The organism is Gloeotrichia echinulata CP02 (assembly GCA_038087035.1).
Taxonomy (GTDB): Bacteria; Cyanobacteriota; Cyanobacteriia; order Cyanobacteriales; family Nostocaceae; genus Gloeotrichia; species Gloeotrichia echinulata.
Genome location: CP051187.1, coordinates 3,775,065 through 3,791,169, shown reverse-complemented (window position 1 = coordinate 3,791,169; position 16,105 = coordinate 3,775,065). Strand labels below are relative to the sequence as shown.

Here is a 16,105-nt window from a genome sequence, read left to right as displayed (position 1 = left end):
ACCGTTTTGTAATCTTTACCCACATTACCCCATATCAGTACCTATAAGCAGGTATGATAACGCTCTAACTTTAAATTAGTTGACAAAGGCGGTGAAAAAATGGGTCGCATAAATCCTTATACCCTACAAATGCAGATTACCCGGATGTTTGAACAAGGACAATCATTTTTTGCCACCACCAAAGTGCAGGAATGGTTAAAAGAACGCAATCATAATCCAGAGGAATACAATATTATTTTCCATAAAAAACCCGCTCCCCCAGGTTCCAAAGAAGTGATTGCAGTAGAAATAGAGTTACGCCGCAAAGATGGACAACCTGTAGACCCGTGGTTACAAGAACAAGCTAACTTACATGCCTAATTTAGGCGCTGCTAAACTCGCAGGGTGCGTCATGACTAATTATCAAAAAAATTCTCCCGACTCGTTAACGAATCGCGGAAGTCCCCACCCTCAACTCGTGAGTTCGGTGGGGATAGGGAGTGGGGGATGAGGATTACATCCAGAATTTGTTTTTACCAGGTAAAAACAAATTCTGGATGGATGACGAATTCCTAGGATTTTCTGCTAATATATTTACTGTCTTGACCATCAATGCCATAAGCGAAAACCAAGCTAATAGGTATATGTTGCCAGAAAAAAATTTGGGTCTTGGGAACCAGGACTCCTGCCCTTGGAAGGAATGTAAGACCAAAAAAACTACGGAGTTTTTGAGGCTATTCCTGATGAATTGGGAAGCTCAGACTTCAGCCGTAGGCAAGTCTAAGTAGTTCACCTGACGCACCCTACACATGGGATATTTTGTTATCTCATGTTCGGTTGATCGCTGATAAAATGTCATCGCGTAGCCTTCGGCGCTCGTACGCGATGACAAGTATTTATCCGAACATGATATTAATTATCAATGCCTAAAATTCACATTAATGAGCTAAATCAGCGCAAGCTCCTCGCTTGCGCTTAGGGGGTTGGGTTCTTGTACCTCACAGGCATACTTTGGCAGTTTTTCCAGATATCTATTACTTTTAGTATAAATTGGATAGATTGACATAATAATTTATTTCTTGATATGATTTTAGACTTTAATTTTATGCTATAGTGAATAAGCATTGTAAGTGTTAAGGGAGTTAGGTATAGCAGTATCTTTTTCTTTTAGCTAACCCAATTTATTGATGAGGTTGAGTAGAAATTGAAAATTAAAGCATTAGATATCAAGGCTGGTGATCGTATCATTGCCTACTGCAAGAACAAAAGGCAAATCTGCAAGGTGAAACAAATTTTAGATCCCGGTCAGACCAATATCACACTTTCAGTATTCACAACTGAATATTACCGTGGCTGTTCAGTCTCATGCGTAGTCCGGTTTAAATGGGATGCTGCAGTTGAATTAGTCAACTAAAAACTTTGTCCAATAATTTTCATAATTCCCCAAAAATTGTTCACTCTAATAGTAATTCTCTGAGTTTACCTAGGCGGCTGGTGTGAAAGTCGTGTTAACTGGCAAACTGGAGTAGTAGGATACCTGTGAGTAGTGTTTTGTGACTAATCAAATCAACCTCTGGAGTTCTGCTGACCATGCTTTACGCTATCTGGCGAAAGCAGATAAAATACCTCATCGCACCGAAGGTGAAGCAGTCTTGCTAGAACATGTCCCCAAGACTGTAAAGCGGATTCTGGATTTGGGAACCGGAGATGGTCGCTTACTCGGATTACTGAAAATTGACCGTCCCCAAGTTGAAAGCGTGGCTGTGGATTTTTCCCAAACCATGCTCGATGCGGTAAAAACTCGCTTTGCACAGGATGCAACGGTGCAAGTATTAGCACATAACTTTGATGAACCCTTACCTGAATTAGGTTTTTTTGATACCGTTGTCTCTAGCTTTGCTATCCACCATGTTAGCCACCATCGCAAACTTTCACTATATACTGAAATCTTCCAAATACTAGAACCTGGGGGAATTTTCTGCAATTTGGAACACGTTGCTTCCCCAACTCCCGCGCTACACGAGCATTTTTTGCAGCAACTCGGTATTGTACCGGAAAATGATGACCCCTCGAATCAACTTTTAGACGTAGAAACACAACTGGGTTGGCTACGACAAATTGGCTTTAATGATGTGGACTGCTACTGGAAGTGGTTAGAATTGGCGCTATTGATTGGGATAAAACCTAGCTCAGGGAACTCCAAAAAATAACTAAATTATCCGCAGGTGCGATAGGGTAGGGTGCGTCAGTACCAATAATTTCTGGCGTTGTCTTGGATTTCTCGCTCCTGACGCACCCTACATATGGAATATTTGTTTATTTAAAAGTGCCGAAATTTCTCCCATAATATTTTGTCATAGGGTAGTATTTGATACGACCATAAAACAAATTTCTATGATAGCGGTGCTTGCTAGTAAATTTCGCCAAATCATTGCCAGACTGAAAAGACCAATTGTTAACTATTGCTTTTATGACAGCAAACATCTAAGCTGGCGTTTCCCTGTATTGCATATCTTTCTGGGTTTAGTCAGCTTGATGCTAGTGCTGTTACTGCTGGAGTCTCCAGGGATTAGCCAACAACAGCCACCAACGCCATTAGTGCAAGTAGGGACACGAGTCATACCACCCTTCGTGATTGAGGATAAAGGCGAACTGTCGGGATTTAGTATTGACCTCTGGCGTAACATTGCCCGTGAAATTGGGGTTTCATCTAAGTTTATTGTACATCCAACAGTGGTAGATTTGCTCTCTGCGGTTGAGCAAGGTAAGACAGACTTCGGGATTGCAGCTATTTCCATCACAGCCGAACGAGAACAGAAATTTGATTTTTCCTACCCCATGTTTGCAGGGGGGTTGCAGATTTTGGTACCAACTCAAAACAAAAGCGGTAGTGTTTTCCCCAATCTGCTGCAGATGTTTTTCTCACCTACCCTGTTGCAGGTAATTGGTATTGCCTTAGTGCTAATTTTAATCGCCGCCCACATTATTTGGTGGTTTGAGCGTGGTCACGCAGACGGAATGATTCCTCAATCATACTTTCCCGGCATTTTCAAAGCCTCTTGGTGGGCGGCTTCGACCCTAGCCACCCAAGCTGATGAGATGCCAAAGGGGCCTATGGGACGGGTAATAGCAGTCATCTGGATGTTTATCGGAGTGCTGTTTGTTGCCTACTTTACAGCTACTATTACCACCTCATTGACAGTGCAACAGCTTCAGGGAGATATCAAAGGTATAGAGGATCTCGCTGGTAAAAAGGTGATGACAACTGCGGGTAGCACGGCGGCGGAATATCTGCGTGAGCAGAAAATCAAGGTATTAGAAGTCCCGAAGATTGAGCAGGCATACGAAGCTTTACTGACGAAAAAAGCTGAGGCTGTAGTGTTTGATGCACCAGTATTGCTTTACTACGCCGCCAATGCTGGCAAGGGTAAAGTAGAGGTGGTTGGCAGTATGTTCCACGAAGAGAACTATGGTATTGTTTTGCCTAATAACAGTCTCTACCGCAAGCGCATCAATAGTGCGCTGCTGACTCTGAAAGAAAAGGGCATCTATCAAGCCCTGTATGACAAATGGTTCAATGGCAAAAAAGACGATGTAGTTAGTATGCCAGAATCAAGGGTCAAAAGTCCAGAGTCCAAAACATAAATATGGGGACTTCAAGCTGATCTAATTTTCTCGCCAAGTCTTGACTCCATCCCAACATTCCCCTGCAAGCCACCGGTATGTATCAACAGCAGGCGATCGCCTCTGGGAAAAAATCCCTGCTGTAGCAAATCCATCACACCATAAAACATTTTTGCGGTATATACGTAATCAAGGGGTATGCCGTGTTCCTCTTGGAATTGCTGGCTGAACAATAGCAGCTCATTGTTGACCTTAGCATAACCGCCCATGTGGTAATCACACACCAGTTCCCAGGGTGCGGGCAAACCTGATTTGGGGTAATTTGTCAGCAGGCTGTGAATTTCCTGTTCCAGAAATGCCCCGCCTTTCAACACCCCAAAGCCGATAACTCGCTGGCTTTGATGTAATGAAAGTGCGATACCTGCTAGGGTTGTACCTGTGCCACAGGCTAAACATATAGTATCAAATAAACTAGCATGTGTAACTATCTCTGTGCAACCACGCACACCATTAAGATTACTGCCACCTTCAGGAATCACAAACACTTCACCGAAGCGTTGCTGCAAGTCTTGCTGTAAGGCTGTTGTGTGCCGCTGTCGGTAGGTCTGGCGGTCGAGGTACACAAGCTGCATACCCTGTTGAACAGCAAAACTCAATGTGGGGTTGAGGGGTAGTCTCTCTTCGCCACGAATCAAGCCGATGGTGCCCAAACCGAAAAGATTGCCGGCGGCTGCAGTGGCAAAGATATGGTTAGAATAAGCACCCCCAAAGGTAAGTAAAGTTGTGAAATTTTGCTGTTTGGCTTCTAAGAGGTTGTACTTTAGCTTGAACCATTTGTTACCGTTCACCCACGGATGCATGAGGTCAAGGCGCAGTACGTAAATTTCTACACCAGCACGGCGGGCGATTTCGCTGTTTATTTGCTGTATGGGTGGAGGTTGAAAGGTTGAGGAGTGAATCAAATCACCTTCATTTTTTGGGCGTTGCATATTTGTGGTATAGCAGGGGACTGGGTTACAAGTCTGATTGTGTCTAGGTTTTATCATCAGTTAATGTCCTAAGCACTTTGGCGGTTGCTATAAAAACCTGCAAGAAGGGGTGAGATATAAAAATGTGGTTCATTTACAGGAAGGTGCTGTAAATCATCTTGGCGGTTGCTATAACCCACATTCCGCACTTCAAATTTAAATCTTCGGCTTTTATTCCTGAGCCTAATAAATATTCTATGGCTTTATCTTTAAAGAATTGAGGAAATAAATATAATGGTCTTGATACAAAACCGAGTCCATTCAGAATGATTGCTTTGACTAATTCTCCTGTATTTACTTTCTCTCTGATATCTACTAAGAATATCTCATTAATTTTTTCTACTATTCCTATTTCATCTATTATTCCTGCTATTATTCCTAAGTGATCTAAGTTTTTACTCTCAATTTCTTCTTTTTGGTAATTCATATTTCTGGGGATTTTTATTTAATTCAGATTCATTTTCTCATTTTTGCTCCTGAATTTATTGTCAATACCTGATGAATTTCAATTTGTTGGCAATTTTATATTACTGCCTATATTTATTACTCACCTAATTAAGTATTTGTGCTTAAGTATTTTTTGCTATTTATTACACTTGTATTTGTACTACAAAATGAAGTGCGGAATGTGGGATGAAAAAACTGCCATTGATGGTAGTTCAGAAGTCCGTTAATGACAATAGGATTGCACATTGAGTAGCCGTGTGCGGTCAAAGTCGCAAGCACGGTTTCGGAAGAGAGAGGTGGAATGGCACCCCTCGACTCTAACTCTCGGCGGCCACCCTTGTAGCCGTTCTTGTGTCATTGCTTTTGTTGCAGAAGGGAAATCAACCTATCTCTTTGGCGATTTACCAGTTGACGGCTGTGCATCTGCTGTACTGAATTGTGCAACTGAATATTATACTAACCCTGATGGTTCATTACCTTGGTCGGAACGCCCCGAACCTCTAAAAAAGGGTATTTTGGCAAGTATTCCACCACTGAGCAAGTGGACAAAATTACACTTACATAGTTGTTAATTGCTCAGTGGGTAGCATCAAAACTATCTTGTTGCCGGAAAAATTTCATAATTTAGCAAGCTGTGTAATAATAATTATTATTATCATATAAACCGCTACGGCTTTCTTCTAAAGTCGCCATCATTCCTCCGCCCTTGCACAAACGGAGGCAAGTTTCACTATACTTGTCCTCCTTTTGCTGAATTAAAATCAGCTTTTGTTTTAGTTATACAGGTTGTTTAAATTACCAATGTCTAGTAATTCTGCTTCAAAATGGGGACTTAAAATTGTTGTGTCTAGCTTGATATTTACCCAGGGGATACTATGGGAAAATCAAAGTACCAAAGCCATAGAAATTCTAAAAATATCAGAATTTTCCCAACAGGAAGATTCAGCCAAAGACTTACAACCAATATCTCAAAATACAACAGAAACAGAACCAGATATTGAACTGACAGTCATCGACAAGCTATTAAATGAACCTGTATTTTCACCCTTTCGCCGCGAAGGGACAGTGAAAGATTCCACCCGTCCCGTTTACGTGATTACAGGTGAAGAAATGGAAGCGCAAGGTGCAAGAACTGTCAAAGAATCACTGCGATTTCTTCCTGGTATCTTGGGTGATGGTACAGTTGGCACAGAAGTTAATGCCTTGAGTGGTCAATTTATTCGCGGTTCTAATACCGGTCAAGTATTAATATTGCTTGATGGTAGACCGATTAATAATCTTGGTGGCGGTGGTTTTGACCTCTCAGAATTTACCACTAATAATATTGAAAGAGTCGAAGTATTACCAGGAGGAGGTTCAACTCTTTATGGTTCTGATGCGATAGGAGGGGTAATTAATATTGTCACCCGTCGTCCCACAGAAAAAATTACAACAGAAGCCAAAATCAATATTGGTGCTTATGGACTAAACCAACAAAGTATTCAAAATAGTGGGAAAGCAGGTGTAATTTCTTGGGTTGTAGGTTACAACCGTACCCAAGCAGAAAATAATTATCCTTTCACAATTACTGAAGCCAATTTTACGGGAACTAGAACAAATAATGATGCTCTATTTAACAACTTTAATGTCAAACTAGAGGCAGATTTAGGAACACGCAATACCTTAACTCTCTCAAGCCTATACTTAAGCAAAGAACAGGGAGTACCAGGAGGTGTTCCAATTCCTGAACCACAGTTTGGGCAAGGTTTTTTCAATTCTATCACCGAGAATAATCGTAAATACACAGACCAAGTTCTCACTGATTTAACCTGGAATTCCAAATTAGGGAATGGTAATGATTCACTTTTAACAGCCAGAGTTTATACTGATTTTCTCAATACTCGTTTTGATAACCGTAGTGGCGCACTTTCATCTCAAAATCGGTTTGATTCTAACCAAGTTTCTTACGGTATTCAAACCACACATAGTTGGAATCTTACCAAAAATCAGATTTTGGTTTACGGCTTTGATTACCGGAATGTAAATGTGCGTAATACAACGTTTAATTATGGTAGTAATATCAATAGAGAAAATTACGACAACGGTATTAGTCAAGGAGCCATTTTCGCTAAATATGAAAATAATTTTACTTCTAGTTTCAGTATCAATTTAGGAGTACGCCAAGATTTCAGTAGCTTGGTAAATGGTTCATTTACATCACCATCTGTAGGTACAAAATTAGCAATCTCTGACTCCACAACACTCAGAGCTAACTATATCAGAAATTTCCGAGCGCCAACCATTGCTAATTTATTTAACAATAATCCTACTAATATTGGTAATCCTGAACTTAAACCAGAAAAGGGTGATAGTTTTGATATTGGCATTGACCAAAAGTTAGGCAATTTAGGCTTATTACGCTTGACGTTCTTTAGTAATACAGTATCAGATACAATTGCTTTTAAGCGGTTGACACCACCCGTGAATGGCAATACAGGTACTTGGGAAAATATCGGACTGGTAAAAACTACGGGAATTGAAGCTTCTTTAAACTTACAACTAGCGAAAAACTTCTATGCTTTTGCTAATTATACAGCTAATGATCCGCGGATTTTAGAAAGTTATAATCCGGCGGAAGTTGATAAAGAGTTGCGTTTTGCAGGTGCGGATAAATTAAATTTGGGTGTTTCTTATGAAAATCCTCAAGGTTGGTATTTAGGATTGCTTATGAATTCTTTGAATGGGTATCCAACGAATAACGATAATACAGAGTTTTTGTCTGGTTACACTACTTTAGATTTCAAACTTCGCGTCCCTTTAAGTGATAGTTTGATACTGACAAGTAGTGTAGATAATATCTTTAACCAGCGTTATCAGTTGTTTCCGGGTTTTCCTGATGGGGGGAGGGTTTTTCAGGTTGGGTTGAGTTCTAGGTTTTAAGGTTAAGAGTTTTTTCACGCACAGGAGAATTGAAGATGAGTGAATTTAATTGTTTGGTTACACCAGTAAATCAAGTTTTGACTGAGGCGTTGTCTACAGGTGGAACAATTGAGTATGAATATTTTGATTGTGGAAGTGATGTTTTGTCATCGTTACTTTACACCTTATTTGAGCAAAATTGGCAACAGGTAGGTGTGGGGCATATTGTTCAAGGTAGTGTTTTGGAATTAGAATTTAATGCTGCACCAAAACTTTGTATTCTCTACGATGGATATTTGACGGTAGCGACTGAAGGTTGGCATTTACATTTGTGTATTGATACTAATTTTGGTGGGCCTCTTTGTAGAACCCCTGTAGAAGTCAGGAAGCAGCGTCAAGTTAGTCGTGCGGCTTTTTATCGTCGGTTGAATGCAGAAGGCCATCCCAGAAGTTGGGGAATTCAATTTTGGAATGGTGCAGATGAACAATTAATGACGATTTTATTACCTAATCCTTTCGTTGATGGTGAAAATTTATTACCAGAAGGTAAACCTGATTTATCAAAGTTAGCTTTGTATCAGGAATTAAGAGATATTTATGTATTGGGTATTCAACCAATCCCGTTTACCAAAAATCCTCTGAAGCATTCTTATATCTCAGTTTGTACTTCTACTCGCTGTCTTCCTTCGCGCAAATGGCAACCCACATTTGATGCTTTAAAATCAGCAGTTGAAAATGCAGGCTTAGACATAGAAGTGAGAACATCTGGCTGCTTGGAAGTTTGCCAACAAGGTCCCGTAGTATTTTATTCTGATGATAGAACTTGGTACACTCGCGTTAACTCAAATATAGCTGAAACTATTGTCAATGAACATTTGCTAAAAGGTAACAAAGTTATTGAACATTGCTATCCACCAAATTCCCCATAAATTCTATATTTTAAAAATCTCACGCGAAGACATAAACCAGATTTTATATAGTTCATCTTCTTTTCCTTTCTTCTCTAACTCTCTGCGCCTTTGCGTCTCTGTGTGAGAAAAATTATCTTTCCTCAAACCCCATGAAATTGGTAAAACTGACTCACTCAAAACCCATTATTTTTCTATGTCAATTCTTCTTAATTACCATCTTAATAATTGCTTGCAATAATACACCGATTAACATACCTACCAATAATAACGCCTGTATTCAAAAATATGACCCCAATACTGATTACTTCCCTAATAAAATCAAGATTACTCACGCAACAGGCTTCGCAGTAGAGTATCATAAACACTACAAAATCGTCACTATAAAAAATCCTTGGCAGAATGCCAACACGAAGTTTCAATATGTTTTAGTCCAATGTGGAACTCCCACGCCAAAAGGATTTAATAAAGCGCAGGTAATTACAGTTCCCATTAACTCCATAGTTTCTCTATCTACTACTCATTTACCCCACCTAGCCAAATTAAGTGTAGTTGATAAACTGATTGGTATTAGTAATACTAAACAAGTCAATACTCCTGATGTAGTCGAGAAAATTAAAGCCGGGAAGATAGCACAAGTAGGGAATAATTCTAATGTGGATATAGAAAAATTATTAGAATTAAATCCTGACTTAGTGACAACTTTTGGTACTGGAAATTCCCAAACTGATAGTTATGCCAAACTCACGGAGGCGGGTTTGAAAGTGGGGATAAATTCTGAATATATGGAAGACACACCACTGGGAAGAAGCGAATGGTTAAAATTTACTGCTCTGTTTTTTAATAAAGATGAGCAAGCAGAAAAAATATTTAGTGAAATTGCCAATAAATATGCACGAGTAGCTGAAAAAGCTAAATCTGTAAAAAATCGTCCAACTATATTTGTTGGGTTCAATCTTAAAGGTACTTGGTATATGCCTGGAGGTAAAAGTTACGTAGCTAAATATCTGGCTGACGCAGGAGCAAACTATCTCTGGAGTGATGATAAATCCTCTGGTAGTTTACCTTTATCTTTTGAAGTTGTTTTGGAACGTGCAGCCAATGCTGACTACTGGTTAAATTTTAGCCAATCTTGGAAGAATTTAAAGGATTTAGTCGCAGAAGATAATCGCTATGCTGATTTTAAGGCTGTGAAAACAGGCAATCTTTACAATAATAATGCTCGTGTTAATGAAAGTGGAGGTAATGATTACTGGGAAGGCGGAATTAGTAACCCAGATATGGTTTTATCTGATTTGATTAAAATACTACATCCAGAGATATTACCTAATCATAAGTTATTTTATTACCACAAAGTTAATTAATAATGTTAAGCAAAAAATATAAATTTAAAATTCCCCTACTAACCCAAAAAGCTCCGCTTTTCAAAACCATTATTTTCTTAATTATACTTATAAGTTTAATCTTGGCTTTTTTATTAGACTTGGCTTTAGGTTCAGTTGATATCCCTATTCATGAAGTAGTCAAAATTTTGCTCGGACAAGAAGCAGAAAAAGTAACATGGATTCATATTATTCTCAAATTTCGCCTACCTAAAGCTTTAACTGCAACTTTAGCAGGTGCAGCTTTAGGTGTGAGTGGCTTACAAATGCAAACCCTATTTAAAAATCCCTTAGCGGGGCCTTTTGTATTGGGTATTAGTTCTGGTGCAAGTTTAGGTGTAGGGTTAGTTGTGTTAACAGCAAGTGCTACGACACCAACATTATTAGCAGATTTGGGAATCATTAGCGATTTTGGTTTAGTCATAGCAGCAAGTCTCGGCGCAGCATCAGTTTTAGGGATGATGTTAGTTGTTTCTCGCCGAGTGCAAGATACTATGACGTTACTAATTTTAGGTTTATTGTTTGGCTATGCTACTAGTGCAATTGTTAGTATTTTGTTGCAGTTTAGCTCAAAAGAACGCATTCAAAGTTATATTATGTGGACATTTGGAAGTTTTGCTGGGGTGACTTGGAAACAGTTAGTTGTTTTAATTCCAGTGATACTTTTGAGTTTATTGGGAGCAGTGCTGCAATCAAAATCGTTGAATGCACTTTTACTAGGTGAATCTTATGCACGTAGTCTAGGTTTAACTGTACAGAAAACTAGATTTTCTATTATTACTAGTGCATCTATATTAGCTGGAGCAATTACCGCTTTTTGTGGTCCCATCGCATTTTTAGGTGTAGCAATTCCTCATCTTTGTCGTAGTCTTTTTAATACTTCCGACCATCGGATATTAATCCCTAGTGTAACAATGATGGGTGCAATTTTAGCATTGTTTGCAGATTTGTTTTCTCAACTTGCGGTAAGTCAGATGGTTTTACCTTTAAATGCTGTTACTGCTTTAATTGGAACTCCTGTTGTTACTTGGGTAATTCTGCGACGTAATTCTCGGAAGTCTTTTTAAGATTTTTGAAACGCAGAGGTACGCGAAGGTAAGCGCAGAGGTACGCAAAGTGTTTTTAAGGTGAAGTTTCTCATGAGTAACTCGATTTTAACAACTCATAACTTGACTATCGGTTACAAGACATCCCGAAAAACTGTTCGGTGTGTTGCATCGGATATTTCTGTATCTCTGCAAGCTGGGGAACTGGTTTGCTTACTTGGCCCTAATGGTGCGGGTAAATCTACATTACTGCGATCGCTCGCCGGAATGCAACCCCCAATCGCGGGTGAAGTGCGACTCTTAGGCGAAAATATTTACAAGTTAGCACCACAGGAATTAGCCAAACGTCTGAGTTTGGTACTTACCGAGAAAGTTGATGTCAGAATGCTATCAGCTTACACCTTGGTGAGTTTGGGGCGATATCCTTACACTGATTGGTGGGGAAATTTGACACCCGAAGATGAAGCAATAGTACATTGGGCAATAAAATCTGTAGGAGCAGTACACTTAGCACAACGTCAAGTTAGCGAATTAAGTGACGGTGAACGCCAAAAAATCATGATTGCGCGTGCTTTGGCTCAGTCGCCTATTGTGATGTTACTTGATGAGCCAACAGCATTTTTAGATTTACCGCGACGGGTAGAAATTATGCAGTTATTGCGTCAGTTAGCACGAGAAACCAATCAAGCGATTCTCCTTTCTACCCACGATTTAGATTTAGCTTTGCGTCTTGCTGATAAGGTTTGGCTATTAACAGCTAATGGTATTTTACACGTTGGCGCACCAGAAGATTTAGTGTTAAGTGGTACTTTTGCTGATAGCTTCCGCAGTGAAGGTGTGGAGTTTGATATGTTTTCTGGTGAATTTAATCTCCATACATCCCACAGGGGAGACATTAACTTAATAGGTGAGGGTATCGCCTCCGTGTGGACTACTCGTGCTTTAAAACGTGTAGGATTTCAAGTTTATCAAAGTAAAAATGACTTACCAACTTCAATAGAAGTAATATCAAATTCAAAACAATTTCTGTGGAAAATTACCAACAACCATAATATATATACTTATAATTCATTGTCCGAAATAATTAAATTTTTAAATTTATTATACAGCACTTCCGGCAGCTATGAGGTACATCCTAAAAGCTGAAAGCGATGATAGGAGAGGGTAAGGAGAAAACTATATTACCCACATTCCGCACTTCAACAAGTAGCATAAATAAACTACATTGGCGAGCAATTCAAAACTATAGTTTTCAAAAATAAAATAACCATCCAAAAATAAATTATGCACACCAAAATTCGGCTCTTGCGTGTATAGCGTGCTTAATTATTAATGAAAGTCGATTAAATTGCTTTAATAACAAGGCTTATAGGCGTTTATAATTTGATTTTTAGTAACAGTAGCTCAAATACAAAAAATAATGGCTTTTATCGGAGCCAGGCAAGGGTTTCAAACTTATTTTTTAACAAATTCAGCACGCTAAGTACGCAAGAACCGTTTTTACTCTCAATTTCTTCTTTTTGGTAATTCATATTACTGGGGATTTTTATTTAATTCAGATTCATTTTCTCATTTTTGCTCCTGAATTTATTGTCAATACCTGATGAATTTCAATTTGTTGGCAATTTTATATTACTGTCTATATTTATTACTCATTTAATTAAGTATTTCTGCTTAAATATTTTTTGCTATTTATTACACTTGTGCTTGCACTACAAAATGAAGTGCGGAATGTGGGCTATAAGTTATTGACACGTCATAATGGTACAATTATACTATTGAATTGCAGAATTCAATGCTTGATCCGGTCAGGCGATGGTGACGAACAGCGTCCCAAAGGATGTTGTTTACTGCCTTCGCTTGATTTTTATGTTACAATTGACTCAAAATAGTATCTGTACGTAGAGCATTGCCGACCATAGCCAAGATTTGGTGGGCATACCCCTAACTAAATGTAATTTAAAAATCAAATAGTAGTCTTATTATATTGATTGGCACTCATTAAAAATCCATCTTTTCCCACTCAGCACTCAGCACTATTTTCGATTTAGGAGTAATATTATGAACAGCTGCGTTTTGATGGCAGAAATCATTCAAGAGCCACAACTACGCTTTACAGCGGATAATCTGGAAGTTACGGAAATGCTAGTGCAGTTTCCCAATTCCCAGAAACCAGAGGATACACCAGCGACCTTAAAAGTTGTCAGCTGGGGGAATCTGGCGAAAGAAATTCAACAAAACTACCACCAAGGCGATCGCGTGATTCTGGTAGGACGTTTAGGTATGAATACCATTGAGCGTCCAGAAGGATTCAAGGAAAAACGTGCTGAATTGACCATACAACAAATTCAGTCTGTAGGAAATGGTTTCAATCTGACTTCATCAGCATCAGCAACTAGAACTCCCACAGAGACTAACTCACGCCAATCGCCTCCACCTGTAGCATCCCGTCCCCCTGAGACCAATATTCCCAGTTATCAGTCATCCCGTCCCCCAGCTACCCCACCTACAACTAATAACGTCATTCCCCTGGGGACAAACCCCCAACCCGTACCCCAACCAAGCAATTTTGAACGCACTACCTATCAGCCAGTGCAGGAAGAAGAACCGAATATAGATGATATTCCGTTTTAATGGTCATTGGTCATTGGTCATTGGTCATTTGTCATTTGTCATTGGTCATTGGTCATTGGTCATTAACCGCTGATTCCACGGAAAAATCAGCGTTTTTGGCGTCGTTAAATGAACTTTCGGGGCGCAACGCCTTGCGCCCCGAACGACTGTTAAAATTCAGATAATTTTCCCTAAACATCTAACCCCGATTCCTATGAGAGAAACTGTCCTAGAAGTTCGCAATCTTCAAGTAGAATTTTCCAGTGATGGCAACATAGTCAAGGCTGTAGATGGTATTTCTTTTGGACTGTATGGAGGCGAAACGCTAGGAATAGTAGGAGAGTCTGGGAGTGGTAAATCGGTCACAGCCTTAGCGGTGATGGGTTTGTTACAGAGTCCTGGTAGAGTTAGTGGCGGGGAAATTTGGTTTCGCCCCCAGGAGAATGGTACACCCATCAATTTATTGGCGTTACCCCCTGAGGAAATGCAGTTATACCGAGGTGGCGATATCGCCATGATTTTTCAAGAACCGATGAGTTCCCTCAATCCGGTTTATAACATTGGGTTTCAGCTAACAGAAGCGATCATGCGACATCAGAATGTGTCAGCGGCCCAAGCTCGAAGAATTGCGATCGCTGGTTTGCAAGAAGTCAAACTCCTCCCTAGCGATGAGCAGATACAACAACAGTATCTCGAAACTGAGAAGCAACAAAATGGGCAAAAACTGGTACAGTGGGTGCAGCAGCAAAAGGAAGCTATGCTGGAGCGTTACCCCCATGAGCTTTCTGGTGGTCAGTTACAGCGGGTGATGATCGCAATGGCGATTTCTTGTAATCCATCGCTGTTAATTGCTGATGAACCAACTACAGCTTTAGATGTGACGGTACAGGCAACAATTCTCAAGTTGATGGCAGAATTGCAGCAAGGCCGCGATATGGCAATGATTTTTATCACCCACGATTTGGGATTAATTTCGGAAATTGCTGACAATGTAGCGGTGATGTATCGTGGTGAAGTTGTAGAATATGGCACGGTGGAGCAAATTTTTAGTAACCCCCAACATCCCTATACTAAGGGTTTGGTAGCTTGCCGTCCCACACTCACCCGTCATCCACAAAAATTACTCACGGTTTCTGACTACATGAGTGTGGATGAGAATGCAACTGGAAAGCCGGTAATTCAGGCGAAACAACCGCTACAACCGCCGGAAATTACCAGTGAGGAAATAGTTGTAAGATTAGTAAACCTCAGCAGAAAGACACCTCTGTTAGAAATTCGCCACCTCAAGGTAGGCTTCCCAGTGCGGGGCATATTGGGTGGTACAAAACGCTATAATATGGCAGTTAATAATGTTTCCTTTGATGTCAAACCAGGGGAAACACTCGGATTGGTGGGAGAATCTGGTTGCGGTAAAACCACTCTTGGGAGAACCTTGCTGCGATTAATTGAACCGATGAGTGGTCAAATTATCTTCGATGGGCAAGATATTACCACACTCAAAGGAGAACCGTTGCAAAAACTGCGGCGAGAAATGCAAATAGTCTTCCAAAATCCCTTTAGTTCCCTCGACCCACGCATGAAGGTTGGGGATGCGGTGATGGAACCCTTGGTAATTCACTCAGTTGGTAAGACGCCACGACAACGCCGAGAACGGGTAGCCGAACTTTTAGAACGGGTGGGATTGACTGCAGATGCGATGAACCGCTATCCCCACCAGTTTTCTGGCGGTCAACGTCAGCGGATTTGTATTGCGCGTTCTTTGGCATTAAATCCTAAATTTATTATATGCGATGAATCGGTTTCCGCGCTAGATGTTTCTGTACAGGCGCAGGTATTGAATCTATTGAAAGAATTGCAGTCAGATTTTCAATTGACTTATATCTTTATTTCCCACGATTTAAGTGTAGTCAAATTTATGAGCGATCGCATTCTAGTTATGAATCGCGGTCAAATTGTTGAAGAAGGTACAGCAGAAAGTATTTATCGCGAACCCAAAGAAGAATATACTCAGAAATTAATTGCTTCGATTCCTACTGGTAGTCCCGAACGCAGGAAAAACGGACTAGGACAAAGCTCAATTAATGATTAACCTTTGGAAACCAAACTTCTAGCTTTACGGTAATGGGGATGTAGAAACCCCATCTTCAACGTTCGCGTAGCGTCACGAAGTGAAGTAAGAT

The 16,105-nt window shown here is 40.0% G+C and carries 14 protein-coding genes and 1 pseudogene; 13 read left to right on the top strand and 2 right to left on the bottom strand.

Features of this window, described 5'->3' with window-relative positions:
* Positions 1-99: 99 nt before the first annotated feature.
* The 4 genes from HEQ19_16690 to HEQ19_16675 all read left to right on the top strand — a co-directional run bounded on the left by HEQ19_16690 (position 100) and on the right by HEQ19_16675 (position 3,624).
* Positions 100-360: a hypothetical protein gene (locus tag HEQ19_16690; GenBank protein WYM00890.1), complete on the top strand. Its 261-nt coding sequence runs from the start codon at positions 100-102 to the stop codon at positions 358-360.
* 119 nt (positions 361-479) lie between these two features.
* Positions 480-767, top strand: a complete 288-nt coding sequence (locus HEQ19_16685) for a hypothetical protein (GenBank protein ID WYM00889.1) — start codon at positions 480-482, stop codon at positions 765-767.
* A 765-nt stretch (positions 768-1,532) separates the two neighbouring features.
* Positions 1,533-2,189: a class I SAM-dependent methyltransferase gene (locus tag HEQ19_16680; protein WYM00888.1), complete on the top strand. Its 657-nt coding sequence runs from the start codon at positions 1,533-1,535 to the stop codon at positions 2,187-2,189.
* Between the two features lie 184 nt (positions 2,190-2,373).
* Positions 2,374-3,624 carry a transporter substrate-binding domain-containing protein gene (locus HEQ19_16675; GenBank protein ID WYM00887.1) on the top strand — a complete coding sequence of 417 codons (1,251 nt, stop codon included), beginning with the start codon at positions 2,374-2,376 and terminating at the stop codon, positions 3,622-3,624.
* Between the two features lie 11 nt (positions 3,625-3,635).
* Here HEQ19_16675 and HEQ19_16670 read toward each other — a convergent pair whose 3' ends face one another.
* Together HEQ19_16670 and HEQ19_16665 are read right to left on the bottom strand one after the other, a co-directional pair.
* Entirely contained in the window at positions 3,636-4,592 is a 957-nt protein-coding gene (locus tag HEQ19_16670; protein ID WYM03460.1) for a pyridoxal-phosphate dependent enzyme, read from the bottom strand.
* Positions 4,593-4,785: 193 nt separating this feature from the next.
* A pseudogene (locus tag HEQ19_16665) lies at positions 4,786-5,058 on the bottom strand (DUF4277 domain-containing protein).
* A 316-nt stretch (positions 5,059-5,374) separates the two neighbouring features.
* Here HEQ19_16665 and HEQ19_16660 point away from each other — a divergent pair.
* The 9 genes from HEQ19_16660 (at position 5,375) to HEQ19_16620 (ending at position 16,014) form a co-directional block, all read left to right on the top strand.
* Positions 5,375-5,650: a DUF1636 domain-containing protein gene (locus HEQ19_16660; protein WYM00886.2), complete on the top strand. Its 276-nt coding sequence runs from the start codon at positions 5,375-5,377 to the stop codon at positions 5,648-5,650.
* Positions 5,651-5,879: 229 nt separating this feature from the next.
* On the top strand, positions 5,880-7,997 hold the full coding sequence (locus HEQ19_16655) for a TonB-dependent receptor (protein WYM00885.1): 2,118 nt from the start codon (positions 5,880-5,882) through the stop codon (positions 7,995-7,997).
* A gap of 35 nt (positions 7,998-8,032) precedes the next feature.
* The gene (locus HEQ19_16650; protein WYM00884.1) at positions 8,033-8,905 is read left to right on the top strand and encodes a (2Fe-2S) ferredoxin domain-containing protein; all 873 of its coding nucleotides are present in this window, start codon (positions 8,033-8,035) and stop codon (positions 8,903-8,905) included.
* 131 nt (positions 8,906-9,036) lie between these two features.
* Positions 9,037-10,248, top strand: a complete 1,212-nt coding sequence (locus HEQ19_16645; GenBank protein ID WYM00883.1) for an ABC transporter substrate-binding protein — start codon at positions 9,037-9,039, stop codon at positions 10,246-10,248.
* A 2-nt stretch (positions 10,249-10,250) separates the two neighbouring features.
* Positions 10,251-11,333, top strand: a complete 1,083-nt coding sequence (locus HEQ19_16640) for an iron ABC transporter permease (protein WYM00882.1) — start codon at positions 10,251-10,253, stop codon at positions 11,331-11,333.
* Between the two features lie 72 nt (positions 11,334-11,405).
* Positions 11,406-12,458: an ABC transporter ATP-binding protein gene (locus tag HEQ19_16635; GenBank protein ID WYM00881.1), complete on the top strand. Its 1,053-nt coding sequence runs from the start codon at positions 11,406-11,408 to the stop codon at positions 12,456-12,458.
* A 915-nt stretch (positions 12,459-13,373) separates the two neighbouring features.
* Positions 13,374-13,946 carry a single-stranded DNA-binding protein gene (locus tag HEQ19_16630; protein WYM00880.1) on the top strand — a complete coding sequence of 191 codons (573 nt, stop codon included), beginning with the start codon at positions 13,374-13,376 and terminating at the stop codon, positions 13,944-13,946.
* Positions 13,946-14,110: a hypothetical protein gene (locus HEQ19_16625; GenBank protein WYL98120.1), complete on the top strand. Its 165-nt coding sequence runs from the start codon at positions 13,946-13,948 to the stop codon at positions 14,108-14,110. The genes HEQ19_16630 and HEQ19_16625 overlap by 1 nt, the downstream gene beginning before the upstream one ends.
* Positions 14,111-14,139: 29 nt before the next feature.
* Positions 14,140-16,014, top strand: a complete 1,875-nt coding sequence (locus HEQ19_16620) for an ABC transporter ATP-binding protein (GenBank protein ID WYM00879.1) — start codon at positions 14,140-14,142, stop codon at positions 16,012-16,014.
* Positions 16,015-16,105: the final 91 nt, after the last annotated feature.

What these genes read in the sequence shown, in the direction of transcription:
- HEQ19_16690 (WYM00890.1), top strand. Translation starts at nt 100, where the DNA reads ATGGGTCGCATAAATCCTTATACCCTACAAATGCAGATTACCCGGATG.
- HEQ19_16675 (WYM00887.1), top strand. Translation starts at nt 2,374, where the DNA reads ATGATAGCGGTGCTTGCTAGTAAATTTCGCCAAATCATTGCCAGACTG.
- HEQ19_16670 (WYM03460.1), bottom strand. Translation starts at nt 4,592, where the DNA reads ATGCAACGCCCAAAAAATGAAGGTGATTTGATTCACTCCTCAACCTTT.
- HEQ19_16655 (WYM00885.1), top strand. Translation starts at nt 5,880, where the DNA reads ATGTCTAGTAATTCTGCTTCAAAATGGGGACTTAAAATTGTTGTGTCT.
- HEQ19_16650 (WYM00884.1), top strand. Translation starts at nt 8,033, where the DNA reads ATGAGTGAATTTAATTGTTTGGTTACACCAGTAAATCAAGTTTTGACT.
- HEQ19_16645 (WYM00883.1), top strand. Translation starts at nt 9,037, where the DNA reads ATGAAATTGGTAAAACTGACTCACTCAAAACCCATTATTTTTCTATGT.
- HEQ19_16640 (WYM00882.1), top strand. Translation starts at nt 10,251, where the DNA reads ATGTTAAGCAAAAAATATAAATTTAAAATTCCCCTACTAACCCAAAAA.
- HEQ19_16635 (WYM00881.1), top strand. Translation starts at nt 11,406, where the DNA reads ATGAGTAACTCGATTTTAACAACTCATAACTTGACTATCGGTTACAAG.
- HEQ19_16630 (WYM00880.1), top strand. Translation starts at nt 13,374, where the DNA reads ATGAACAGCTGCGTTTTGATGGCAGAAATCATTCAAGAGCCACAACTA.
- HEQ19_16625 (WYL98120.1), top strand. Translation starts at nt 13,946, where the DNA reads ATGGTCATTGGTCATTGGTCATTGGTCATTTGTCATTTGTCATTGGTC.
- HEQ19_16620 (WYM00879.1), top strand. Translation starts at nt 14,140, where the DNA reads ATGAGAGAAACTGTCCTAGAAGTTCGCAATCTTCAAGTAGAATTTTCC.